We start from the raw sequence: 25,142 nt of genomic DNA, 5'->3' as shown, positions 1-25,142 counted from the left end.
AGCTGATTAGGTCGAGCATTCTATCACATTAATATTCAATTTGGCTGAATTTACGACTAAAGAATGCATCGACAACATTTGTAGTAACGATAACGGTGGCGTTGGCCACATTTACCGAATTTTCAACGACGTTCATAAAAAAAGCTCGCATTTGCGAGCTTTTTATTACAATTATTGGATTAGCCCAAAGTCGAAAGACTAACGCTTTGTTAGTAGCTCGTTGATTGCACCCAAGAATTGTGACGGATCTTCCATTGAGCCTTTTTCAGCTAGCATAGCCTGGCCAAGGAGTAACTCAACCCAACGACCGAACGCTTGCTCGTCCGCTTCATCTGCCATTTGTTTAACCAGAGCATGCTCAGGGTTAATCTCAAAAATGTACTTAACTTCAGGTGCCGCTTGGCCAGCAGCTTCAAGAAGTTTAGCCATTTGCGTACCCATTTCGAAGTCGTCAGTGACAACGACTGCTGGCGTTGTTGCTAGCTTGAAAGTAGTACGAACTTCTTTAACACGATTGCCAAGGTAAGCTTGAGTGCGTTCGACAACAGATTTGAACTCTTCTTCTGTCTCTTTTTGCTTCTCTTTCTCTTCTTCACCTTCAAACTTGCTTAGATCTAAGCCAGCTTTAGTGATTGACTGGAACTGCTTACCGTCGAAGTCCGTTAGGTAGTTCATCACGTACTCGTCAATGCGATCGTACATTAGAACCACTTCAATGCCTTTGGCTTTAAACTGCTCTAAGTGAGGGCTGTTCTTAGCGGCTGCGTAGCTATCAGCAGTTAGATAGTAAATCTTGTCTTGGCCTTCTTTCATGCGCTCAACATAAGAAGCAAGGCTGATGGTTTGCTCTGCAGAGTCTACTTCCGTAGATGAGAAACGAAGTAGACCAGCGATCTTCTCTTTGTTAGCCATGTCTTCCGCTGGGCCTTCTTTCATCACTAGGCCAAACTCTTTCCAAAACTCTAGGTACTTATCGTTATCATTCTTTGCCATACGCTCAAGCATCGTTAGAACACGTTTAGTACATGCACCACGTAGAGATTGAGTTACCTTGTTGTCTTGGAGAATTTCACGAGACACGTTGAGAGGCAGATCATTTGAGTCAATTAAACCACGAACGAAACGCATGTAAGATGGCATGAATTGTTCAGCATCATCCATAATGAATACACGCTGCACGTAGAGTTTCAAGCCACTCTTATGGTCACGGTTCATCATATCCCAAGGAGCTTTCGCTGGGATGTAAAGCAAGCTTGTGTAGTCGTTCTTACCTTCAACTTTGTTGTGGCTCCATGTTAATGGATCAGCAAAGTCGTGAGATACATGTTTGTAGAACTCTTGGTATTCTTCTTTCTCGATATCAGATTTGTTGCGGGTCCAAAGTGCTTGCGCTTTATTGATCTGTTCCCAATGCTCCTCCTCGGTATCTTTACCTTCGTCATCTTTAACGGCTGTTAAGATAGAAACCGGGATACCGATGTGGTCAGAGTATTTACCGATCACTTCACGCAAACGCCATTCATTTAAGAACTCTTTGCCGTCTTCACGCATATGAAGAATGATGTCGGTACCGCGAGACTCTTTAGTGATGTCTTCAATGGTGTAATCACCTTCACCTGCAGAGTGCCATTGAACGGCTTCATTGCTCGCTAGGCCCGCTGCACGAGTGCGAACAGTTACTGCGTCTGCCACGATAAATGCAGAATAAAAACCAACACCAAATTGACCGATCAGCTGAGAGTCTTTGCTCTGATCTTCAGACAACTTTGAGAAAAAGTCTGCAGTGCCTGACTTCGCGATCGTACCTAAATGCTCAATAACGTTGTCGCGGCTCATGCCGATACCGTTGTCAGAAATCGTTAAAGTATTTGCTTCCGCATTAAACGACAGTTTAACACCTAGATCCGCGTCACCTTGGTAGAGGTCACCATTCGATAGCGCTTGAAAACGAAGCTTGTCAGCCGCGTCAGATGCGTTAGAAATCAACTCTCGTAGGAAAATTTCTTTGTTTGAATACAGTGAGTGAATCATCAGATGAAGTAGCTGTTTTACTTCAGATTGAAAGCCACGAGTCTCTTTATTTTGCGTTGCCGTTTCGCTCATTTTTACTCCAAAACATCTATACTTTATGTTGAACAAATACAGGGGCGTTATATTGAATACCTCTCATATGTTCATTAACATGAGGATGACAATTGTAAATTCAAGGTCAAAAATCATAAAAACACTGTTTTTTTGATCTGTTTTTATTATCCTTGAGCCTGATAAATATAAAAGAACATAAAAGAAGCCATAATTTGGTGAAGAATCAGACGAACTTCACCTCTAATTTGTCTATTTCGCACCCAAAATCATCCAAAAATAGAAGAATTCAATGAGCAATATCGGCACAAAGTTTATTCTCGCACAGCGGTTCGTATTCGATCCAAATAGCAATTCACTTGTTGACCAAATGAGCGACGGCGAAGTCGTACGTCTTGGTAGCAATGAAAGCCGCATTCTCCTAATGCTGTCAGAAAGGCCCAATGAAGTTATCACTCGCAATGAATTGCACGAATATGTTTGGCGAGACCAAGGCTTTGAGGTCGATGACTCAAGCTTAACGCAAGCAGTATCGACACTGAGAAAGATGCTGAAAGACTCGACCAAATCTCCAGAGTTCGTTAAGACCGTTCCAAAACGGGGTTACCAATTTATTGCCACTGTTGAGCGTTCTGCACCACTTTCATCAAGTGACCAGTCAATGATGACTGAAATTGCAGAAAATGACGTCGAACCAATCTTGACATTTGCACATACTACGACGACCGAAGATATCGCATCTGAAACCATAGAACTAACACCAATCACGAAAATTCAAGAGACAAAAGTTGAGGTCGAGCCAACCATAACGCCCGTTTTAGCTTCGACCAACAACAATAAATGGCTAACGTTTTCGTTACTGCTTGCAGCTTTCATCATGCCTATTCTGGTTTTGACGTTTACTAATCCTGCAGAATCAGAGTTTCGCACGTTAGCTGAGGTTGACGGCGTGAAAGTACAATCACCAATCAATCACCCTGATCTATCCAGTTGGCTACCAGCCATAGAAAAATGTGTGTTGCATTACAATACCAATCACACAGGAATGCTAAAGCCAGCTGAAGTGATTGCGACAGGCGGTCAAACCAATAATCTTGCTCTTAACTATATTCACCCCCAAGAATATTCGAGTGAAAATGTAACCCTTAGAATTTACGCTAACCAGGCGGATTTAAACGACATTTGTAAAGGTAATCAGTAATATGAAATTAAAAGTATCCATTATTTTACTGGTCCTGTCTGCATTCCTAAGTGGTTGGTTGTATTGGGGAAGTGATGCAAAAGTCGAGCGACTACTTACTCAGCACGAGTGGCAGTCAAAAATGGTGACTCTGATCACTGACAACAAACAAGCTGACTCGATTGGCCCACTTCGTAAGGTTGAACTATCTTCCAACGCAAAATACTTACCTAATGGCACTTACTTAAGAATGTCGATAGTTAGGCTATATAGCACACAAACTGCACCGGCGAATGTGATCAACATTTCAGAAACGGGTCAATGGGATATCAATGACAACTACTTACTTGTCTCTCCTACTGAGTTTAAGGATGTGACTTCGGCCCAGCGCCAAGATTTCTCTGAAGAGCAGCTAAACCTAATCACTCAGGTTATCAAGATGGATGCAGAACAGAGCCGTCGAATTGATATTGTGAACACGAAAACGCTGTTACTCACTAGCTTGAATCACGGTTCTACAGTATTGTTTTCAAACTAAGGTCGAATAGCTCCTACCTCATACCCATAGCTGTGCAACCTTAAACGGTATACCAATAGAAAAAGGGGCATGATGCTCCTTTTTTTTATTACCTGTAGCATCTGTATTCTCATTGAAGTCATGATGTTGGTATCAGGATTTACTCATACTTAAAGGACGTCCAATGAATACAAGCTCAGACAAAGCATCATCAATCACTAAAGCATCTATATCCATACACTATTGTCGTCAATGTAATTGGATGCTTCGCTCTAGTTGGTTGTGCCAAGAATTACTGCATACTTTCAGTGAAGAAATAGAGCAAGTGAGTTTGAACCCAGGCACAGGAGGCAGGTTCGAAATCTTTTGTAATGGCGTGCAAATTTGGGAAAGAAAAGCAGATGGAGGCTTTCCTGAAGCTAAAGTACTGAAGCAAAGAGTTCGAAACATCATTGCTCCAGATAAAGATCTTGGCCACGTAGACTCAAAATAAGCGTTCCAGAAGGGTTTAGCTATTTAGCCTCAATTAACTGTTGTTTTTAATTAACTGAGGCACTCAAATCAACGACTCTCCTCAATCGGCGACTGTAGTATTCATAAGTCTCTGATCGGTTTACTCACGACGACCAGTTTATAGATTGCCACTCACAAGCAAGTCGCCTTCGAGGCTAATCACTTGAAATGTGTTGTTTTCATAGATGCCATAGCTAGCGGCATGACCATCTCTTGGAAACGTGACTGAGCTTGGATTGAAGATAAATACACCATCTTGGTATTCTGCAACAGGGATGTGAGTATGCCCGTGCGCAATTACATCACCCGCTTTTAATACAGGTCGCTTGTTGGTGTTATAAAGGTGACCATGAGTTAAGAAGATACGCGCGCCAGACTCTAACAGTACCCATGAATAATCCATCATCATCGGGAAAGACAGCAACATCTGATCCACTTCGCTATCGCAATTACCGCGAACGGCGATAATCTCTTCTGAAAACGCATTTAACTTTTCTGCGACCGCAGGCGGATTATATCCCTCAGGAATCGGGTTTCTTGGACCATGATTCAGAATATCACCCAATAGAACTAAATATTGCGCACCAGACGCTTGATAAAGTTCTAATGCCTTTTCAGTAGCTGGTAGCGATCCGTGTAGATCGGAAGTAAAAAATAATTTCACACATACTTCTCCATAAAAATTATGTGTCTATTGTACGTATTGAAAGGTTAAACGTCATCTCTCGCCATACCATTGATCACGATATTATTGTAACTAACCATACCGACTATCTTATTGTCACAGACCACCGGAGCACGGCTGATACCAAAGCGCTCAAACAAACGAGCACAATACTTAACGTTCATATCTGCCGATACGCTTAAGGCTGGTTTTGTCATGATCTCATAAACATTTGTACGCTTTGGAGAGCGGTTCTTAGCAAGCACTTTCTTAGCAATATCGTTCATTAGTACAATGCCGTATTCATCATCCTCATGACGCTTGTCAACGATAATCGCTTTTACCTTGTGGTCTCTTGCCATCTCAATCGCTTCTAACACGGTGGTTAACCCATCGATAATCACATAAGTATTGGCCATCACATCACTTACTCGGATTTTTTCGCTGCTACTCATAGTTCATCCTCCACAACCTTGGTTAGCTTCTCTACTTGATGCGCAACCCCTACGGCATCTTCGACATCTATCTGTACCGCAATACCCTGTCCCGATTCTTGGTCAAACTCCCCCACTTCACTAATTCTTTCGAGAATATGCCTTGCTAGATGCTCCTCGACGACAAACAGCAGCACGTCTTTTTGAACCTCTAACGTCAAACCAAAAAAGGTACGTTTCTGGTTTAAACCTTGCCCTCTGGCATTGTTAATCACCGTCGCCCCGGTTGCTCCAGCATCACGCGCGGCGTCAAGTACGATGTCTGTCTTGCTCTCTTCTACAAACGCTAAGATCAGTTTAAAGCGCATCTTTACTCTCCTTAGAGGTGTATATACGGTTTAACCAATGAGTTATTTGGGCATAACCCATAACCGAAATAATTGGAAATAAGCTGGCAAATGCAATCAAGCCGAAACCATCGATCACTGGATTACGTCCAGGTACGGTTGAAGCAAGTCCTAATCCTAGCGCGGTCACCAAGGGTACCGTCACCGTTGATGTGGTTACACCGCCAGAATCGTATGCGAGAGGGATGATTAATTTGGGGGCATAAAGGGTCTGAATCACGACGATGACATAGCCGAAAATAATGTAGTAATGTATAGGGTCGCCTGCAACGATACGATAGCTCCCAAGAGATATACCAATAGCAACACCGAGTGCAACCGCAATTCTTAACCCGTTGATACTAATGCTGCCACCAGAAACTTGGTTCGCTTTAATCGCGACGGCAATCAAAGAAGGTTCGGCAATAGTGGTACTAAAGCCAATAAAAAATGCAAACAGATAGACCCAATAATAGTCAAACCACACCAACCCATGTCCTGAGCTGATCTTAAATTCCGATAAAAAGTTTGGCTCGGTCAACTGCATCGCCATCGTTTCCCCTAGAGGAAACAGGGCCAACTCTAGTCCCATCAAAAACAAAGATAACCCTAAAATGACGTAGAAAAAACCTAGCAATACTTTGGCTAAATTAGTCACAGGTTTACGCAGCACCACTAACTGAAAGCCAAAAATAATGACCCCAATTGGAATGACATCAGTCACGGTACCAAGAAAGGTATCCAAAAATTGCTGAAAGCTCATAATGTCACCACCATTCCATAAACCATCACAAACATCATCGGTAGCAAGGAAGCAAAAGCAATCAAGCCAAACCCATCAATCATCGGATTACGTCCCTTGATTGCCGAAGCTAAACCAACCCCTAATGCTGTAACCAATGGAACCGTGATGGTTGATGTTGTCACCCCTCCAGAGTCATACGCAATGCCTATGATGTTCTCAGGAGCAAATGCAGTTAGCACCACGACACCAATATAACCACCAATAATCATGTATTGAATTGGCCAGCCTTTTAGGATTCGCAATACGCCGAGTAAAATAGCGATACCAACTGACAACGCCACAGTGAATCGTAAGCCATTCGCGTAGTGTTCCATTTCATCTAAAGAGTTAGGGATTACCCCTCCCTCAGCCGCGACTTCGGCCGCCTCGGCTGCTACCGCAGTTAATGCAGGTTCAGCGATAGTCGTGCCAAACCCCAAACAAAAAGAAAAGGTCAATAACCAGAACACGCTCCCCTTACGAGCAAATGCTTGAGCCATCGACTCACCAATCGGGAAAAGTCCCATTTCGAGTCCAAATATGAAGAAAGTGAGACCCAAAACCACCAGCAGCAAACCAATAAGGATAGAAAAGAGATGTGGAAGCGGCTCTTGGAGGACCGCGAGTTGAAAAAAAGCAATCACCGCGACAATCGGTAACAAATCTCTCAGACTGCCTAACATCGCTCGAAACAAAGCAAGCACTGCTGTCATCGTGACTCCTTTTGTTTGCGATTATGTTCGGTTATCAATTACTAATAATCATGGCAAATCCTTATCATTGCTTGTGTGACAAATATTACGCAGTTGGTAACCTATCTGAGTAAAGTTCATAAGTGTGATAAAGGTACATAGTCCATCATCAAAATTTAAATTCAGGTACCTGTTTATTGCGGTCGTAATTTCACTATCACACGATTGAAACCAACTGATCGTTATAGTTATTTTTTCGTATTGGTTGGCTATTAAAAACAAGCCATGTCTATAATTATATTTAATAGGGAGATTGGTATGAAGATATTGTTAACTGGTGGTACTGGATTTATTGGCTCAGAATTGATCAAGACTTGGAACACTGATGACGTGACATTACTGACGCGGAGCCCAGAAAAAGCAAAGCAAAGCCTAAACCACCTTAATCAGAATAATCTTCATTACATTCAATCTCTGGATGAACTAAGCGATCTCAATGATTTCGATGTGGTGGTTAATCTTGCAGGTGAACCTATCGCTGACAAGCGCTGGAGTTCAGAGCAAAAAGACAGGATTTGTAACAGTCGCTGGCACATTACGGAAAAACTGGTCGAATTAGTTCATGCCAGTAGCAACCCGCCTGAAGCTTTTATCAGCGGCTCAGCCGTCGGCTACTATGGTGATCAACAACAAAAGCCGTTTGATGAAACATTAGAAGTGGAAGATGAAAGCTTTCCTCATAAAGTTTGTGCTCATTGGGAAGAAATCGCCAAACGAGCTCAATCTGACAAAACGCGCGTTGTTTTGCTGCGCACGGGCATTGTTCTTGGCGAAAATGGCGGTGCATTAAAGAAAATGCTGACGCCCTACAAACTGGGAGTTGGTGGGCCTCTCGGCTCGGGGAAACAGTACATGCCATGGATTCACATGCTTGATATGGTTCGGGCCATAAACCACTTATTGTCGATCCCTCACGCTCAAGGAGAATTCAATCTGTGTGCCCCTCATCCCGTCACCAACAAACACTTTAGTAGGACATTAGCCAAGCAATTACGACGCCCGCATATCCTTTTCACTCCTAAATGGGCAATGTCACTACTCATGGGTGAGTCTTCTTGTCTATTATTCGACAGCATTCGCTCTAAGCCAAAGAAACTCACTGAGATGGGGTTCATTTTTAGTTATTCAAGAATCGAACCTGCTCTGAAAAACTTGTTACAACATCAAGACTAATTCTTTACCCTAGAACAATAGAAACTCTAATTAAGGATTAAGTGTGAACAAGTCAATTCTTATTACCGGTTGCTCAACGGGTATTGGCTACACATGTGCTCATGCACTTCAAAAGCGCGGCTTTAATGTCATCGCATCTTGTCGTGATCCACAAGATGTAAAACGTCTTCAAGACGAAGGGCTCACATGTATCCAACTGGATCTTTCCAACCAGGAAAGCATCGAGCAAGGCGCAAAACGAGCATTAGAACTGTCTCCGAACGGATTATACGGCCTCTTCAATAATGGGGCTTATGGCCAAGCTGGCGCACTAGAGGACTTACCAATCCAAGGACTTAGAGAGCAATTTGAAACTAACTTCTTTGGCTGGCATCACTTAGTTTGTCAAATTCTTCCTCACATGCGCGAGCGTGGTGAAGGGCGCATTGTACAAAACAGTTCTGTGCTAGGCTTTGCAGCAATGAAATATCGTGGTGCTTATAATGCATCGAAGTTCGCTCTTGAAGGATGGACTGATACCTTGCGCTTGGAGCTACATGGCAGTGGTATCCACATTTCTCTACTGCAACCTGGTCCGATTGAGACTCAATTTAGAACCAACGCCCTGAAAGCATTTAACAAATGGATATCGATTTCAGGTAGTGCACATCAAAAAGCTTACCAACAGCAAAAAGACCGACTCGAAAAAGAATCATCGAACAACGCGTTTGTTCTGCCGCCTGAAAGCTGCGTTGGGCCAGTATTTCATGCACTCACAGCCGATAAACCCAAGCTAAGATACCGAGTTACGACCCCGACTAAAGTGTTCGCGATATTGAAAAGAATTCTACCAAGTCGCTTGCTAGACCCTATTTTGAGAAAAGCTGCATAAATTACTAACTTTGTATCAATAGTCGCAAACTTTAATGTAACGATGTAATTTTTCCGTAACAATAAGATGCCATGATTACCCTATCTCATCAATTATTCCCGATTGATGAATAGACTCTGGAAACTTCATGACTTTAAACCGCCTTAATTGGGTAGGTGTGGGTTTGGCTATTACGTTGTTTATTCTGTTTTGAGTATCTCACGCAACACCTCACTGACTACCTTTATGATAACGCTATGCCTTCCATGTAGAGACAACTACTTTACCAACATAGAAGCATAGCGTTTTTCTATATTTGTCTCTTTTTATCTGAGATAACAGAGTTAGATCTTGAAGTTACCAACTTATCCCCCCATATTTGCAACGTATCCATAAAACAACCCTCAAGGAACGTAAATGCAATCTCCGCATATTGTTGAACTTAATGAACAGAACTTTCGCCAAGTATTAGAAGGTTCGATGCAGACTCCTGTACTCATCCATTTTTGGGCACCAATGAGCCAAGAGAGCGCCCAAGTCATTCCTGAACTACAAACATTAACTCAGCAATACAACGGCGCTTTCACCCTAGCCCTGTTGAATTGCGAGCAAGAGCAAGCCATTGCTAGCCAGTTTGGTGTACAAGCACTGCCAACCATCGCACTGTTTGTTAACGGTCAACCTGTCGATGGATTAGGTGGTCCTCAAAGCGTGGAAGCGATTGTGGAAATGCTAAGTAAGCACTTACCTAGTCAAGAAGAGCTCGCTTTGCGCCAAGCTCTAGAGCAAATGCAAGCCGGTGAGCACGCACAAGCACTCTCGGCAATGCAACAACTGCCAACAGAGTTAACAAACAAAGGTGAAGTAAAACTGGCTATCGCTGAATGCCTTTTAGAGACACAACAGTTTGAACTCGCTGAAACTCAGCTTGCCACTATCCCTCTCGAGTACCAAGACAACTACTATAAAGGCTTAGTCGCTAAGCTTGAACTTCACAAGCAAGCTGCTGACAGCCCAGAAATCCAAGCATTAGAAGCGGCTTTACAGCAAAATCCAGGCGATGCGAAGACCGCTTCTGAATTGGCATTGCAATATCACCAAGTAAATCGTAGCGAAGAAGCTATGGATCTACTTTGGTCATTCCTAGCTAAAGATCTCAATACGCTCGATGGCGACATGAAGAAAGAGTTCATGGATATCTTAAGTGCATTAGGACAAGGTAACGCAGTTGCGAGTAAATACCGTCGTCAACTGTACTCGCTACTGTATTAGTAAAGCACACATATCACAGCGTAGTGTTTAGCTGATACCTATCTCGATAGATAACAAACCCTCAGCAGACCGTACGAATCGAACAACGTTAAATGGGCCATAAAATCAAGGTTTTATGGCCCATTTCTCATTTATAGATTTGCTCGATTTTTAAATATGAGCCAGTATGAGTAATGAACTATCAAAAACTTAAACTTACAAAGGATTTTGTATGGCTATTGATACATTAATTACCATCGGCGTCTTTACTGTCGTCGCAATACTGTTCATTTTCGCTGGAGTAAAAACGGTTCCGCAAGGCAACAACTGGACTGTAGAACGCTTCGGTCGTTATACACAAACACTCAAGCCAGGATTAAATCTGATCATTCCATTTATCGATAAAGTTGGACAACGCATCAGTATGATGGAACGAGTTCTCGATATCCCGGCTCAAGAAGTCATCTCCAAAGATAACGCAAATGTGGTTATCGATGCGGTGTGCTTTGTACAAGTCATAGATGCCCCAAAGGCTGCTTATGAAGTCAATGATCTTGAGCATGCGATCCGTAACTTAACCCTAACTAATATCCGTACTGTGCTTGGTTCCATGGAGCTAGATGAGATGCTTAGCCAACGTGATATGATCAATACCAAATTGTTAAATATCGTTGATGAAGCAACAAATCCTTGGGGCGTAAAGGTTACACGTATCGAGATTAAAGATGTACAACCACCAGCCGATCTTACTGCCGCGATGAATGCTCAGATGAAAGCCGAACGTAACAAACGTGCTGATATCTTAGAGGCAGAGGGTGTGCGACAAGCTGAGATCTTAAAAGCAGAAGGCCACAAACAATCAGAGATCCTCAAAGCGGAAGGTCAAAAGCAAGCAGCAATCCTGCAAGCAGAAGCGCGTGAGCGTGCTGCAGAAGCAGAAGCAAAAGCAACAGAAATGGTATCAACAGCTATCGCTCAAGGTGACATGCAGGCAGTTAATTACTTTATAGCACAAGGTTACACCGACGCATTGAAGTCTATTGGCCAAGCTGAAAACGGTAAGATCATCATGTTACCACTCGAAGCAACTGGCCTAATGGGTTCTGTTGCAGGTATCGCAGAGATGTTTGCACAAAGCAATGACAAAGGCAGTAAGGACTAACGTATGGTCGAATTACTAGAACAAGTAAACCACTGGCATTGGTTGGCGTTTGGTCTAGCACTATTGGCTCTCGAGCTTATCGGAACGGCTGGCTACTTTCTTTGGATTGGTATGTCAGCCATGCTCGTCGGGGCTCTTTTGGGTGCATTACCACTGAGTTGGCAGATGCAATGGTTGTCCTTCGCGAGCTTCTCTCTTATCACCACTTGGCTGTGGTGGAGAAGGCAGTTGTCTAATGACAAGGAATCAGACGCAGGGCGAGAGTTAAACCAAAGAGAGAAACAACTGGTAGGTCAAACGGTTCGTTTAACAGAAGATATTCAGCGCGGGAATTGCCGTATTAAGGTAGGCGACTCTTCTTGGTCAGCAAGAGCGAGTCAAGATATCCCTTCTGGTATCGAAATTAAGATCATCGCTTTAGACGGAATTGTTCTAATAATAGAACCTTTATAGCAAAATGAAATATAAGGCCTGCATTTTGAACAAGTGTAGGCTTAGGGGATTTTCAGGGCTCAATAATATTCGAATTATCATTGTGATAGTTCAAACTAAATAAAAAATAAGTTCTTATTTCGTAAGGCTAATTTACGTAATAAGATTAAAAAGATATAAGAAAGCCTAGTTTATTTACCAACATGTATATGAATTGGAAGCCGTAAACTCGCTTAATTATAATTAATAAAAATGTTAAGTCTGTCTAATTTTTGAAATTTTCTTTTCCTTGTCCATACTTCATTTATCTCGATTAGAGATAAACATAATGGAGTTCATATGAGACATTTTTTAATAATTTTAACAGCTATTTTCAGCCTATCATTTGGAAACGCTTTAGCAAGCAGTCAGTCTCCAAGCAATGGCAATATGGGGCCTATTGTTAAGTGTTCAGATGGAAACGCAGTCACTCATGTGCCACTGCTGATCTGTAAACATTACGGCGGAAAAGTGCAGTGATAGAAGACTAAGTCAGGCTAGTGATGTAATTGCAGCCTGACGATTATTTATAACTGAAACCGGCTAACTGCGACCTGATAGATTGTTTAGGATTGGGCATTCCGTTGAAGCATCTCCTGGGCAATCATGTACCCAAGATTGCAACTGAGCTTTCATCTTATTTAACTCCACAAGCTTCAACTCTATTTCATCTAACTTCTGAGTGGCCTTTTTCTTTACTTCGTAGCTTTGTCTGTTGGGATTCATTGCCAACTCGACAAGTGACTTACACTCACCGAGAGTAAACCCAACCATTTTAGCTCTCAGTACAAACTCTAACTGTTCGATGTGAATCTCGCCGTATTGCCTGTACCCATTTTCTGAACGGTGCGGTGGGCTCATCATGCCTTTACTTTCGTAAAAACGAATGGACTTCGCTGTTGTGCCAACACGTTTCGCTACTTCACCAATATTCACTGTATTACCTGTAATATCTAAAATGAAAAACCGCAGTACTGCTGTTATACAATACTGCGGTTGAAAAACATAGTTAGAGACTTACGTTGGAAGCTTACTCTTGCTCTAACAACCAAATCATAGTTTGAGACTTTTCTTCGCTGTCTAGCTTGTTGAACCAGTATGAAACCATCTCGATTTCTTTTGAGCCTTCAATTGATGCTGGAGAAGCGTTCTTACGATTTTTGAATGCCCAATCTGTCACTGCAGACTGCTCTTCTTTTGTCGCTTGCCCATACCAGTAGTTAACCATCTCTTGAGCTTGTGAAGCTTTTGGTTCTTCAGCAACAACCGCTGCTACAGGTACCGCGACTGGGGCAACCGCGATCGCAGTATGATTATTTGCACCATTATAAATTGTGTCGATATACGCTTTCGGCACAATGAAAGTTGTACTCATTACTGAGTTTTGTCCATCAAGTGTAAATTCTAAATTCTTTTCTCTTGCTTGCTGGATGTCAGCTTCGCTCAATGGAAATTTAATATATTGAGTCTTTGTGCAGTGTTCGCTGCAACTTTCTCTTGGAAGTTGTCTATCTTCTAGCTCAAGCGTTTTACCAAAAAATCTCACCGTTTCGTATTCTTTATAGCTCTGGAAGTAACTCACATCCATGATAATTGAAGATTCTGGAGCCGAGCTCTGTGTTATTTCTTTGTTGTATGTAAAGTAGAGTGACGATTTCAGGATATCAGCACCGACGTTCGCTTTACTTTCCGCCACGTAAGATTGTCCAGTCACTTGAATGTAACCACCTTTAGGCTGTACATCTGCTACTGAATCTGAAAAATTACTTTTTGAATCAAGTGAACTACAAGCTCCCAAAAATAATGATAATACAACTACGCTAACTTTATTCATTATGACTAATTCCTTATGTTCACTATGGAAAAACGCTGGCAAAATAATTTACCAGCGTTTTGATTTTTATCTAACTATTTTTAAGCTGATAACTTTAGCTTAGAAACCGTATTCAAGACCAACGCGAGTTACGATATCTGTATCAGCGTCACCAACAGTACGACCCGCTACACGTAGGTAAGGTACGAAACCATTGTGAACAGCCATTAGCTGACCAGAGATAGTGTTGCTATCTGTGTTAGCTTCTTTGCTACCGTTAAGCTCAGATTCTAAGTTCGCTGCATAACCAAGTTTGAAACCGATTGGACCATTCCAGTATTGACCAATAATAGAGTAAGAATCTTGAGTTTGCTTACGGATACCGTTATCTAGCTCTTCGCCTTTGAATGCTGCTGCAAAGCCGAAACCTGCAGGTAGGCTAGCTTCAAAACCAACGATGTATGCGAATGTATCATCATCGTAGCCAGCTACTTCAGGAGCTTGCTCTGGCTGACCATTTTCGTCGAAAGACCAATCTCCACCAGTAGCAGCAACTACACGTGTACCAGATTCAACCGCACCCATGAATGTGATTTTTTCAAAGCTGTACTTAGCACTTGCGCCAACAAAGTTCGCATCACGAGTCGCTGCACCGCCACCATTGTCGTTATCATCACGACCAACAGAAGCTGCAAAAGAGAAACCACCAAATTTAGCTGAGTCGTAACGTACTTGGTTAGATTGACGATCGTAGTGACCGTTGATGCCGCCCCAATCGAATACTGAGCCTAGACCAGGGTTAGAGAATGGCCAATCGACGATTTCGTATAGTGGCGTAAGAACACGCCCCACACGTAGGTTACCCCAAGAGCCAGAAGCACCAACGAACGTATCACGGAAACCAAGCACACCGCCTGAAACACCACCATGAGACCAGTCTGTGCTATCTACGTAACCAGATTCAATCTGCATTGTGATTAATACGTCATCAAACATCTCTTTGTGTGCACGAAAGCCGATACGAGATTCATTCTCTACAGCGTAACCTGAGCTAGAGTCATTGTTGTCTGTTGTGTTGTAGTTCACTAGAGAGATAGCTGCAACACCGTATACGTCAACGTTGAAGTCAGAGTTGATACCAACTTCTTTCGCCATTACGCCTGTCGATAAAAGTGCAACCGTTGCACCTAGTAGAGTACGTTTGAAAAATTTGTTTTCCATGGAATAAAACTCCTAAAAATGGATATAGCTGTTTGAATATTCCCCGCCTAAAGTTGGCCGCCGTAGAGAGAAATACCTTTTCTTGTTTGAGAACCCTAAACTCTGAATTCTCTATTTCCTTTCTGGTTATACACATCGTGTGCATCCATGGCATTAAGACTAACTTCGCCCTCAAAAAGATCAATGAGAACTTAATTTTCATCTAAAAAAATATGAGTTGGTGCAAATTTACTGGGTACTTAGTGATCTCGCTCGCTAATTTTAAAAAACCACAAAACAACACACAAAACTAAATTAAAAACAATAACTTAAAATAAAATTAGATTTCATAAAATTGATATGACTCGCAAATATTCTACAACTAGAATAGCATTTCATTAATATTGAGCGTCATCACTGTCCTGATTTTATAGTTCGTATAGACACAAAATTCTCAGCAATTAAAAAGCCTTAATTTTTATAGCGGACACAAAAAAAGCACTCCAGAGAAAGGAGTGCCTTTGAGCTTTTTTTATCTGTATTTACTTACGAAATGAGGGCTATTAGATCATCTTCTGTTCTTATTTCGATACCTAAATCTTGTGCTTTGGTTAATTTAGAACCTGCCGCTTCGCCAGCAAATAATATGTCGGTTTTCTTCGATACGCTACCCGTCACTTTCGCACCTAATGCTTGTAGCGCAGCTTTAGCTTCACTTCGACCTAATTGGGACAATGAACCTGTTAACACAACGACTTTACCTTCTAATGGTAGATCTTGGTCATCCGCAACAGCTTCAATTGCAGGCCAGTTAACACCGAGCTCTAGCAACTGCTCGATTACGGCCCTATTTTTCTCTTGTGAGAAGAAGCTTGTGATATGACTAGCAACAATGTCGCCAATATCTGACACTTCAACCAATTGTTCATGTGTTGCTGTTTGAACTAAATCGAGAGTCTTGAAGTGTTGCGCTAAGTTCATTGCTGTCGCTTCACCCACTTCACGAATACCTAGTGAGTAAAGGAAACGTGCCAGTGTTGTGTCTTTAGCTTTGTTAAGAGCACTCACCACGTTCTGAGCTGACTTAGGCCCCATTCTATCAAGTACCGTAATCACACCTGCACTGAGCTTAAATAAGTCAGCTGGAGTTTCTACCATTTCACGATCCACAAGCTGCTCAATTACTTTTACACCAAGACCATCAACATCAAGTGCTTTTCTAGAGACAAAGTGCTTAAGCGCTTCCTTACGCTGTGCCTGACACACCAAACCGCCAGTACAACGCGCTACCGCCTCACCTTCTACGCGCTCAACAGTAGAGTTACATACAGGACAAGTATCAGGGAAAACAATGTCTGTAGCAGTATCAGGACGACGGTCTTGTACAACAGCCACTATTTGTGGAATAACGTCACCAGCACGGCGAATGATAACGCTGTCGCCCACCTTCACGCCTAAACGAGCAATCTCATCAGCATTGTGAAGCGTGGCATTACTTACCGTCACACCACCAACAAAGATAGGTTCTAGTTTAGCCACTGGCGTAATCGCGCCAGTACGACCAACCTGAAACTCAACATCGTTAAGTAAAGTAATCTCTTCTTGAGCTGGGAACTTGTAAGCAATAGCCCAACGAGGTGCTCGTGCAACAAAGCCTAAAGTTTCTTGTGCGGCAATGTCATCGACCTTAATCACCACCCCATCAATCTCATAGGCCAGAGCATCACGACGAGACATAATATCTTGGTAATACGCTTTCACATCATCGAGTGAAGTTAGCTGCTTGGTCTCTGGGCACATTGGTAAACCCCAGCCTTTAAGCTGTATAAAACGTTGGTAGTGACTAGTAGAGAGCTCAGCACCTTGCACAACACCGACACTGTACGCGTAAAAAGCTAATGGTCGCTTTGCCGTAATACGAGAATCAAGCTGACGTAGACTACCTGCGGCGGCATTACGAGGGTTAACAAAGACTTTCTCGCCTTTTTTCAACGCCAGTTCATTCAGTTTGTTGAAGCCTGCTTTTGGCATAAACACTTCACCGCGAACTTCAATGCGCTCAGGCCAACCTTCACCTTGCAACTTAAGCGGAATAGAACTGATCGTACGCACGTTTTCGGTTATGTTTTCACCTGTTGCGCCATCACCACGAGTTGCAGCTTGAACTAAAGAGCCATTTACATAGAGTAAGCTCACCGCTAAACCATCAAGTTTAGGCTCACAACAGAAAGTCTTGAGGTTTGCCGTTGGCGCTCTATCAGACATACGCTTATTAAACGCATCCAAATCTTCATCAGAGAAAGCATTGTCCAAAGAAAGCATTGGTATCTCATGAGTCACTTGCGTGAAGCCCTCTAAAGGCTGGCCACCAACACGCTGGCTCGGAGAATCTACCGTCACTAGCTCCGGGTTCTCTTCCTCAATCTTGAGCAACTGCTGCATTAAGCGATCGTATTCGACATCAGGGATCTCAGGGCTATCTTCTACGTAATAACGAACGGCATGATAGTGCAGAGTTTCTCTTAACTGCTCTAAGGTAACTTGAATCGATTCTTTCATATCATTCTCTGTCGTGATTGAAATATCAAAAAGGGCTCCCTTAGGAGCCCTTTTCTATAAATATAGATTATTTACAAGGCTAAACAATGAGGCTAGGCATTGGAAGCCGTCATAAAGTCTCTGATTTGTTTACGGTAGTCAGACAAGCGGTTTGGTGTCATTAAGTTACGTGACTCATCTAATACGTTACCGCCCATGTCGTCGGCAATTTTCTGAGCAGCACTGAGCATAACGTTGAAATTTTGATCAGCTTGGCCATAACAAGGCAGCGTCATAAAGAACGAAATACCTTTTGTGGTAAAGTCAGCAGGATCGTCGTGTTCTAGAGTTCCTGGTTGCATCATGTTCGCAACACTGAAAATAACTTTGGGCTTGGCACTAGATTGCGCAAAACAGTGATAGATAGACATCTCACCATAGGCTAAGCCGTTACTCTCCATACTACGGAAAAGTTCAGTACCAACAAATGGAATCTCTCCAGCGCAGTGAACATTAAGAACAATCACTTCCAGACCTAACTCTTCATCTTGCTTAACTTCTTCAACAGGCGCAGCACTTTGTGTCACAACGGCTTCTGTTGTAATGAACGGCTCATTCGGCGTCAAGCGCTCGCTTTGAGTTAAAGGTCCATCAATCACCTCGTCTGACTTGTCATCAAAAGAACCATATTGTTCTCGGAAGCCAGCGTGATTTTCTCTCTGCTCATCAGTCAAATCAAAGCTTGGAACTTCATGTTCAACCACTTCTTCAAGCTCTTTAGGTTCTTCTACCTTGATTGGGTCTTCAACACTGAAAGAAGGAAGATCACTCAATTCTATACCATCTTCGTGCACTTCTTTTGTTTGTGGCGCGGTTAACGGATCTGAGTCAATCAGAGGATCCGTCGCAGATGGCGAAACCGCAAAATCCGGCTCTTTACGCTCTTTTCGGATTATCTCAAAATCATCTTCTGGGGCGAATGAACGGTTTGGGATAGTTTCTGCGTCATCTAAGCTATCGTTATCAAGCTTACCAAGCGGCTTATCACCAAATTTTGCTTTTCCTTCTTTTTTACTCGTCCACAGACCGTGAAACAATAATGCGGCGATAGCTAATGCGCCAACAATAATGAGTACAAATCGCAATTCCTGCATTTTTCGCTCTCAGCTTTCTTAGTCAACTAGCTATAAAGATGCTGTCACTAAGTTGGGTTAATTTGGCCAATTTCACTACTCTATCAAAAGTAGCCACTGTTTTAGAACAACTTAATACAATTAGTTCCTTACATGGTGTGATTTTCGCCACGCTTTTTTTCTTAATTTCGGTCGAGTACACTAGGGATGTTTGCTATTTAACCAAATTCACATGTGACCTAATTTAAATATGACTATTGAATCTGTTCCCCGCTCTGGCTTTGGCTACTTTATTTTCGGAATAAAGATCGCTTTGTCGCCGAGTATTCGTAAGTTTGTACTACTTCCTCTCATCGCTAACGTGTTACTCGTTGGTGGTGCTCTATTTTATATTTTCTCCAATCTGAACACTTGGATAGAAGGCTGGATTGGAGCACTGCCAAGCTTTTTGTCTTGGTTGTCATATATTTTATGGCCACTCTTAGTATTAACCGTATTGGCAACATTTTCGTATTTCTTTAGCACACTTGCTAACTTCATTGCCGCGCCCTTCAATGGTTTGCTTGCAGAAAAGGTAGAAGAGTTGCTCAGTGGCAAAAAAGTCAATGATGATGGTTTACTCGATGTTCTCAAAGACACTCCACGTATATTAGCGAGAGAATGGCGCAAACTTGTCTACGTTCTGCCAAAAGCGATCGGTTTATTCCTACTTTTGTTAATTCCAGCGCTAGGACAAACCGTTGCACCGTTTTTATGGTTTATCTTTACAGCATGGATGTTAGCGATTCAATACGCTGATTACCCATTTGATAACCATAAAATCAAATTTGATGACATGAGAAACAATTTGAAACAAAAACAAGGCAAGACCTACAGCTTCGGAGCGCTTGTTTCTGTGTTCACAACGATTCCAATTCTAAACCTCATCGTTATGCCGGTTGCCGTCTGCGGCGCTACTGCGATGTGGGTTGCTGAGTTTAAAGACCAAGCGCTACGTTCTCGCCTATAAACTCCCTCAATTTTTAATAACTGCGCCTATCTTTTTTGAAGTTCTTATTTCCATAAAGATAGGCGTGAATTCTGCGACATATCTATATGATATAACTTTTTAATCCTTTTACCTTTTTTTCAAGTTGTTTAATCTAAATTCAAGCTAAACAAACATCGAAAGACACTAGACGGTAAAGTGATTGATATACTACGTTTAGTTCTGTCATTAAATGAAGGAATATCGCATGAGCAAGATCTACGAAGACAACACACTAACGATTGGTAACACGCCTCTAGTTCGCCTTAATAAAGTAAGCAAAGGCAATATCCTAGCTAAAATTGAAGCTCGTAACCCAAGCTTCAGCGTGAAGTGTCGTATCGGTTCAAACATGATCTGGGAAGCAGAAAAAGCAGGTACTCTAAAACCAGGTATTGAACTTGTTGAACCTACAAGTGGTAACACAGGTGTTGCTCTTGCATTCGTAGCAGCTGCTCGCGGTTACAAGCTAACGCTAACGATGCCTGAATCAATGAGCCTTGAACGTCGTAAGTTACTTAAGGCGTTAGGCGCAAACTTAGTACTGACTGAAGCGCCAAAAGGCATGAATGGCGCAATCGCTAAAGCAGAAGAAATTGTCGCTTCAGACCCAGAAAAGTATCTGCTGCTTCAGCAATTCAACAACCCAGCTAACCCACAAATTCACGAGAAGACAACAGGCCCTGAAATTTGGGAAGCAACAGACGGTGAGATCGATGTCTTTGTCGCTGGCGTGGGTACGGGTGGTACGCTTACAGGTACAAGTCGCTATATCAAAGGCGAGAAAGGTAAAGCAATCACTTCAGTCGCGGTTGAACCAGCAGAGTCTCCAGTGATTGCACAAGCGCTTGCTGGCGAAGAAATCAAACCCGCTCCACACAAAATCCAAGGTATTGGTGCCGGTTTTATCCCTGGTAACCTAGATTTAGACCTGATTGACCGAGTAGAGCCAGTAACTTCTGAAGAAGCGATTGAGATGGCTCAACGCCTAATGAAAGAGGAAGGTATTCTAGCGGGCATCTCATCTGGCGCAGCAGTAGTAGCGGCAAACAGAATCGCGGAACTACCTGAATTTGAAGGAAAAACCATTGTTACCGTGTTACCAAGCTCAGGCGAACGTTACCTAAGTACAGCCTTATTTGCTGGCATCTTTACGGAAAAAGAGAACCAACAATAATATGTGGTCAAATCAATTTTTCGTCCAAAAAAGCCCCGTTTAGGGGCTTTTTTGTTGATCCCTGCCCCACCTTTGGTAATATCGGGTCTGTTTTATTTTTCGCTTCAAAATAAAAGAAGCAATAAACAAATTCTGAAAGTCATGAGTACTCAATAAAAGATGACCATGGCTGGATAAAAATTTATAACCAGTCTAAGTTCTAACACGAACATGGCGTACTAGCCTCTAGCGCATTTGGGCTAAAGCAGTTAAGCTAATCTGGTTACAAACTTACAAAAAATAAATTAATTGGGGTATATAAAATGTACGAGAAGCAAGTAGAAATCACAGCAGAAAACGGCCTTCACACTCGTCCAGCTGCACAGTTCGTTAAAGAAGCAAAATCTTTCGACGCTGACATCACAGTGACTTCTAACGGCAAAAGCGCTAGCGCAAAAAGCCTGTTCAAACTACAAACTTTAGGCCTAGTAAAAGGTACTAACGTTACTATTTCTGCTGAAGGCCCTCAAGCTCAGCAAGCAGTAGACCACCTAGTTGCTCTTATGGATCAACTACACTAATACGGTCTTCTTCTTTCAAAGCCATTTTGCATAGCAAAGTGGCTTTGTTCGAAATAGATAGCAATAAACGCGACATTAGTCGACGACTTAAAGTCACACATTCTCCCGTTTACAGTTGAACAACTAAGGTAAGGCTATGATTTCAGGCATCCTAGCATCTCCTGGTATTGCTTTCGGTAAAGCACTACTACTTCAAGAAGATGAAATTGTCCTAAACACTCAATCTATCTCAGACGATCAAGTTGAAGCAGAAGTTCAGCGTTTTTTTGACGCTCGTAACAAATCTTCTCAACAACTTGAAGTTGTAAAGCAAAAAGCACTTGAAACTTTTGGCGAAGAAAAAGAAGCAATCTTTGAAGGCCATATCATGCTGCTTGAAGATGAAGAGCTAGAAGAAGAGATTTTAGCACTCATCAAGAAAGACAAAATGCACGCAGACAACGCGATCTACACAGTGATCGAAGAGCAAGCTGTTGCACTTGAGTCACTTGATGATGAGTACCTAAAAGAACGTGCGACTGATATCCGTGATATCGGTACTCGTTTCGTTAAAAATGCACTAGGCATCAACATTGTTTCTCTAGCAGATATCAATGAAGAAGTTATCCTAGTTGCTTACGACCTAACACCATCTGAAACTGCACAAATCAACCTAGATTACGTTCTTGGTTTTGCTTGTGACATCGGCGGTCGTACATCTCATACTTCAATCATGGCACGTTCACTTGAGCTTCCAGCTATCGTTGGTACTAACGATATCACTAAGCAAGTTAAGAACGGCGACATGCTTGTGCTAGACGCGATGAACAACAAAATCATCATCAACCCTTCTGAAGCTGAGCTAGCAGAAGCTAAGAAAATCAAAGAAGATTTCGAAGCTGAAGCGGTTGAACTAGCAAAACTAAAAGATTTGCATGCTGAAACTCTAGACGGTCACCGTGTAGAAGTTTGTGGCAACATCGGTACAGTAAAAGACTGTGACGGTATCCTGCGTAATGGCGGTGAAGGCGTTGGTCTGTACCGTACTGAGTTCCTATTTATGGACCGTGACGCGCTTCCTACTGAAGAAGAGCAATACGTTGCTTACAAAGAAGTAGCTGAAGCAATGGAAGGCGAGTCAGTGATTATCCGTACTATGGATATCGGTGGCGATAAAGACCTACCATACATGGACCTTCCACAAGAGATGAACCCTTTCCTAGGCTGGCGTGCAGTACGTATTAGCTTGGATCGTCGTGAAATCCTACGTGACCAACTGCGTGGCATCCTACGTGCATCTGCACACGGTAAACTACGTATCATGTTCCCAATGATCATTTCTGTTGAAGAGATCCGTGAACTGAAAAAAGCAATCGAAGAGTACAAAGTTGAACTTCGCGCTGAAGGCCTAGCTTTTGATGAAGAAATCGAAATCGGCGTAATGGTTGAGACTCCAGCAGCTGCTGCAATCGCACACCACTTAGCGAAAGAAGTGTCTTTCTTCTCTATCGGTACTAACGACCTAACGCAATACACTCTTGCGGTAGACCGTGGTAACGAAATGATTTCTCATCTATACAACCCATTATCTCCTGCTGTTCTTACAGTAATCAAGCAAGTGATCGACGCATCACACGCTGAAGGTAAGTGGACTGGTATGTGTGGTGAGCTTGCTGGTGACGAACGTGCAACATTACTTCTTCTTGGTATGGGTCTAGACGAGTTCTCTATGAGCGGTATCTCTATTCCTAAAGTTAAGAAAGTAATCCGTAACTCTAACTTCGCTGAAGTTAAAGCGATGGCAGATGAAGCACTATCTCTACCTACAGCAGCAGAAATTGAAGCTTGTGTAGAAAAGTTCATTGCTGAGAAAACTCAGTAATCGCCAAGAGCTTAATAAGATTAGACGGCTAAAAATAGTCGTCTAATTTGTTAGATTGGTATAGTATATTCTACAGAATAAAACTAAACGTTAGGAGCATGACACAATGGGTCTGTTTGACAAACTGAAAAAGCTTGTATCTGATGACAGCGCTGATGCTGGTGCAATCGAAATCATCGCACCTCTTTCTGGTGAAATCGTAAACATCGAAGATGTGCCAGATGTAGTTTTCGCTGAAAAAATCGTTGGTGACGGCATCGCTATCAAACCAGCTGGCGATAAAATGGTAGCTCCAGTTAACGGTACTATCGGTAAGATCTTCGAAACTAACCACGCATTCTCTATCGAGTCTGACGACGGTGTTGAGCTTTTCGTTCACTTCGGTATCGATACTGTTGAACTTAAAGGCGAAGGCTTCACTCGTGTAGCTGAAGAAGGTCAATCTGTTAAAGCTGGTGACACTATCATCACTTTCGACCTAGCGCTTCTAGAAGAGAAAGCGAAATCTACGCTTACTCCAGTTGTTATCTCTAACATGGACGAAATCAAAGAGCTGAACAAGCTTTCTGGTTCTGTAACTGTTGGTGAAACTCCAGTTCTTAAAGTAACTAAGTAATTCTGATTACTTATCTGCTTTAATAAAAACGCTACCCAAGGGTGGCGTTTTTTGTGCCTGTTATATTGATCGAGTTCCTTAAACAACGGTTCTGACTGCCGCTCTTCACCTCCTTGTAGACAGCCCCTCAATAAGCCACAGCAATACCAATCCTTAATTGCCAACTAACCGCACTACTTTGTTATTAAACCCAGTTAAACGCACCCTAGGCGCTGACCTTGCATGTTAGATAACGCGGTATAACTTCAGGTAGACACAGACCTCTGATATCTCGCTCAGATCGATTCTGAGATGACGACCAACGACTTCGATTCAGGTAAACAATGGATAACTACCTCTCTATAGTCGTCATTCCCTACAGCGAGGGACGAGCGTTATAGGGAATCTCGCTTTTGCTCCTTTCAGCATTACGGCACTTTCTCAAACTACACTCTTAGCTAAATCACAGGCAATAAAAAACCCAGCCGAAGCTGGGTCTGTTTAGCGCTCATCTCTCACCACGAGCTAATTTGTGGAAACCAAACGTTAACGCATTGGGTCATGGGTCAACGTGGCCTTTCAATCGATTAACCGAGTAGGCTAAGTGCCGAGTTCGGTGCTTGCTTCGCTTGAGCAAGAATCGAGCTTGAAGCTTGAGAAAGGATCTGAGACTTAGTCATCTGAGTCGTTTCTTTCGCAAAATCGGTATCTTTAATACGGCTCTTAGATGCGTTAACGTTCTCGTTAATGTTGTCTAAGTTGCTGATAGCGTGGTCGAAACGGTTTTGGAAAGCACCCAGTTCAGCACGGTGGCTATCTACGTACTTAAGTGCCGCATCAATTACTGCTACAGACTCTTGTGCACCACCCACTGACGTTACGTCGATAGTATCAACCGTTACGTCTTTGCCAGGTTGCATACCAAGCTCACCCGCTAGGCTACCTGAGAACGCCACTTCGCCTTCAACTTTGTTGTTACCAGTAAACATTTGTAGCTTACCGTCTTCAGTTACAGACGC

Annotated in this window: 25 protein-coding genes; 13 read left to right on the top strand and 12 right to left on the bottom strand. The window is 42.6% G+C overall.

Translation table 11 applies throughout. The features are described from left to right. Nucleotides 1–198: 198 nt before the first annotated feature. Nucleotides 199–2,103, bottom strand: a complete 1,905-nt coding sequence (gene htpG, locus IQO02_RS09980; RefSeq protein ID WP_010436709.1) for a molecular chaperone HtpG — start codon at nt 2,101–2,103, stop codon at nt 199–201. A gap of 271 nt (nt 2,104–2,374) precedes the next feature. Here htpG and IQO02_RS09975 point away from each other — a divergent pair, with 271 nt between their 5' ends. The 3 genes from IQO02_RS09975 (at nt 2,375) to IQO02_RS09965 (ending at nt 4,272) form a co-directional block, all read left to right on the top strand. After that, on the top strand, nt 2,375–3,283 hold the full coding sequence (locus IQO02_RS09975; RefSeq protein ID WP_010436705.1) for a transcriptional regulator: 909 nt from the start codon (nt 2,375–2,377) through the stop codon (nt 3,281–3,283). 1 nt (nt 3,284) lies between these two features. Beyond that, nucleotides 3,285–3,800 (top strand): regulatory protein ToxS, encoded by a 516-nt coding sequence (locus IQO02_RS09970; RefSeq protein WP_010436702.1) that lies wholly within the window; start codon nt 3,285–3,287, stop codon nt 3,798–3,800. A gap of 163 nt (nt 3,801–3,963) precedes the next feature. Next, entirely contained in the window at nt 3,964–4,272 is a 309-nt protein-coding gene (locus tag IQO02_RS09965; protein WP_010436699.1) for a SelT/SelW/SelH family protein, read from the top strand. A gap of 138 nt (nt 4,273–4,410) precedes the next feature. Here the strand turns inward: IQO02_RS09965 and yfcE are convergent, their stop codons facing one another. From yfcE to IQO02_RS09940, 5 genes are read right to left on the bottom strand one after another with little or no spacing between them, the layout of a single operon-like run. Continuing rightward, nucleotides 4,411–4,956 carry a phosphodiesterase gene (gene yfcE / locus IQO02_RS09960; RefSeq protein ID WP_010436695.1) on the bottom strand — a complete coding sequence of 182 codons (546 nt, stop codon included), beginning with the start codon at nt 4,954–4,956 and terminating at the stop codon, nt 4,411–4,413. Nucleotides 4,957–5,003: 47 nt separating this feature from the next. Next, a complete protein-coding gene (locus IQO02_RS09955) occupies nt 5,004–5,411 on the bottom strand; it encodes a CBS domain-containing protein (protein ID WP_010436692.1) in 408 nt (135 codons plus the stop codon). Next, a complete protein-coding gene (locus IQO02_RS09950; RefSeq protein ID WP_010436689.1) occupies nt 5,408–5,758 on the bottom strand; it encodes a P-II family nitrogen regulator in 351 nt (116 codons plus the stop codon). Before IQO02_RS09950 ends, IQO02_RS09955 begins: the two co-directional genes overlap by 4 nt. Next, a complete protein-coding gene (locus IQO02_RS09945) occupies nt 5,748–6,542 on the bottom strand; it encodes a DUF1538 domain-containing protein (RefSeq protein ID WP_010436686.1) in 795 nt (264 codons plus the stop codon). Before IQO02_RS09945 ends, IQO02_RS09950 begins: the two co-directional genes overlap by 11 nt. Next, nucleotides 6,536–7,273, bottom strand: a complete 738-nt coding sequence (locus IQO02_RS09940; protein WP_016793827.1) for a DUF1538 domain-containing protein — start codon at nt 7,271–7,273, stop codon at nt 6,536–6,538. The genes IQO02_RS09945 and IQO02_RS09940 overlap by 7 nt, the downstream gene beginning before the upstream one ends. 297 nt (nt 7,274–7,570) lie before the next feature. Between IQO02_RS09940 and IQO02_RS09935 the strand changes: the two genes are divergently transcribed. The 5 genes from IQO02_RS09935 (at nt 7,571) to IQO02_RS09915 (ending at nt 12,201) form a co-directional block, all read left to right on the top strand. Next, nucleotides 7,571–8,485, top strand: a complete 915-nt coding sequence (locus IQO02_RS09935) for a TIGR01777 family oxidoreductase (protein WP_016793826.1) — start codon at nt 7,571–7,573, stop codon at nt 8,483–8,485. A 43-nt stretch (nt 8,486–8,528) separates the two neighbouring features. Then, on the top strand, nt 8,529–9,356 hold the full coding sequence (locus IQO02_RS09930; RefSeq protein WP_016767474.1) for an SDR family oxidoreductase: 828 nt from the start codon (nt 8,529–8,531) through the stop codon (nt 9,354–9,356). A gap of 396 nt (nt 9,357–9,752) precedes the next feature. Next, on the top strand, nt 9,753–10,607 hold the full coding sequence (locus IQO02_RS09925) for a co-chaperone YbbN (RefSeq protein WP_016793825.1): 855 nt from the start codon (nt 9,753–9,755) through the stop codon (nt 10,605–10,607). A gap of 211 nt (nt 10,608–10,818) precedes the next feature. Continuing rightward, nucleotides 10,819–11,748 (top strand): SPFH domain-containing protein, encoded by a 930-nt coding sequence (locus IQO02_RS09920; RefSeq protein WP_016793824.1) that lies wholly within the window; start codon nt 10,819–10,821, stop codon nt 11,746–11,748. Between the two features lie 3 nt (nt 11,749–11,751). Next, nucleotides 11,752–12,201, top strand: a complete 450-nt coding sequence (locus IQO02_RS09915) for an NfeD family protein (protein ID WP_102282537.1) — start codon at nt 11,752–11,754, stop codon at nt 12,199–12,201. Between the two features lie 561 nt (nt 12,202–12,762). Here IQO02_RS09915 and cueR read toward each other — a convergent pair. The 5 genes from cueR to zipA form a co-directional block, all read right to left on the bottom strand. Further along, a complete protein-coding gene (gene cueR, locus IQO02_RS09910) occupies nt 12,763–13,155 on the bottom strand; it encodes a Cu(I)-responsive transcriptional regulator (RefSeq protein WP_016789598.1) in 393 nt (130 codons plus the stop codon). Between the two features lie 94 nt (nt 13,156–13,249). Continuing rightward, a complete protein-coding gene (locus IQO02_RS09905; RefSeq protein ID WP_016793821.1) occupies nt 13,250–14,053 on the bottom strand; it encodes a DUF2057 family protein in 804 nt (267 codons plus the stop codon). A 99-nt stretch (nt 14,054–14,152) separates the two neighbouring features. Then, complete coding sequence (locus IQO02_RS09900) at nt 14,153–15,253, bottom strand: porin (protein ID WP_016789596.1); 1,101 nt, start codon at nt 15,251–15,253, stop codon at nt 14,153–14,155. A 525-nt stretch (nt 15,254–15,778) separates the two neighbouring features. Continuing rightward, nucleotides 15,779–17,791: an NAD-dependent DNA ligase LigA gene (ligA, locus tag IQO02_RS09895; protein WP_010436641.1), complete on the bottom strand. Its 2,013-nt coding sequence runs from the start codon at nt 17,789–17,791 to the stop codon at nt 15,779–15,781. A gap of 92 nt (nt 17,792–17,883) precedes the next feature. Continuing rightward, on the bottom strand, nt 17,884–18,924 hold the full coding sequence (gene zipA, locus IQO02_RS09890; RefSeq protein WP_010436639.1) for a cell division protein ZipA: 1,041 nt from the start codon (nt 18,922–18,924) through the stop codon (nt 17,884–17,886). Nucleotides 18,925–19,153: 229 nt separating this feature from the next. On the opposite strand from zipA, the gene cysZ reads away from it, so the two are divergent. The 5 genes from cysZ (at nt 19,154) to crr (ending at nt 24,144) form a co-directional block, all read left to right on the top strand. Then, the gene (gene cysZ, locus IQO02_RS09885) at nt 19,154–19,912 is read left to right on the top strand and encodes a sulfate transporter CysZ (protein WP_016767454.1); all 759 of its coding nucleotides are present in this window, start codon (nt 19,154–19,156) and stop codon (nt 19,910–19,912) included. A 226-nt stretch (nt 19,913–20,138) separates the two neighbouring features. Next, a complete protein-coding gene (cysK, locus tag IQO02_RS09880) occupies nt 20,139–21,107 on the top strand; it encodes a cysteine synthase A (RefSeq protein ID WP_016793820.1) in 969 nt (322 codons plus the stop codon). A 302-nt stretch (nt 21,108–21,409) separates the two neighbouring features. Next, nucleotides 21,410–21,667 carry an HPr family phosphocarrier protein gene (locus IQO02_RS09875; RefSeq protein WP_004734263.1) on the top strand — a complete coding sequence of 86 codons (258 nt, stop codon included), beginning with the start codon at nt 21,410–21,412 and terminating at the stop codon, nt 21,665–21,667. 136 nt (nt 21,668–21,803) lie between these two features. Further along, the gene (ptsI, locus tag IQO02_RS09870) at nt 21,804–23,528 is read left to right on the top strand and encodes a phosphoenolpyruvate-protein phosphotransferase PtsI (RefSeq protein WP_010436632.1); all 1,725 of its coding nucleotides are present in this window, start codon (nt 21,804–21,806) and stop codon (nt 23,526–23,528) included. 106 nt (nt 23,529–23,634) lie between these two features. Then, nucleotides 23,635–24,144, top strand: a complete 510-nt coding sequence (gene crr, locus IQO02_RS09865) for a PTS glucose transporter subunit IIA (RefSeq protein WP_004737851.1) — start codon at nt 23,635–23,637, stop codon at nt 24,142–24,144. A gap of 566 nt (nt 24,145–24,710) precedes the next feature. On the opposite strand, the gene IQO02_RS09860 is transcribed toward crr, so the two are convergent. Next, nucleotides 24,711–25,142, bottom strand: a 432-nt coding sequence (locus tag IQO02_RS09860) for a flagellin (protein ID WP_265575857.1), incomplete at its 5' end; no start/stop codon positions are given.

It is taken from the genome of Vibrio sp. OPT24, from assembly GCF_015163545.1.
Lineage (GTDB): Bacteria > Pseudomonadota > Gammaproteobacteria > Enterobacterales > Vibrionaceae > Vibrio > Vibrio cyclitrophicus.
The sequence above is the reverse complement of the archived record's forward strand: the minus strand, read 5'-3'. Positions and strand labels throughout refer to the sequence as shown.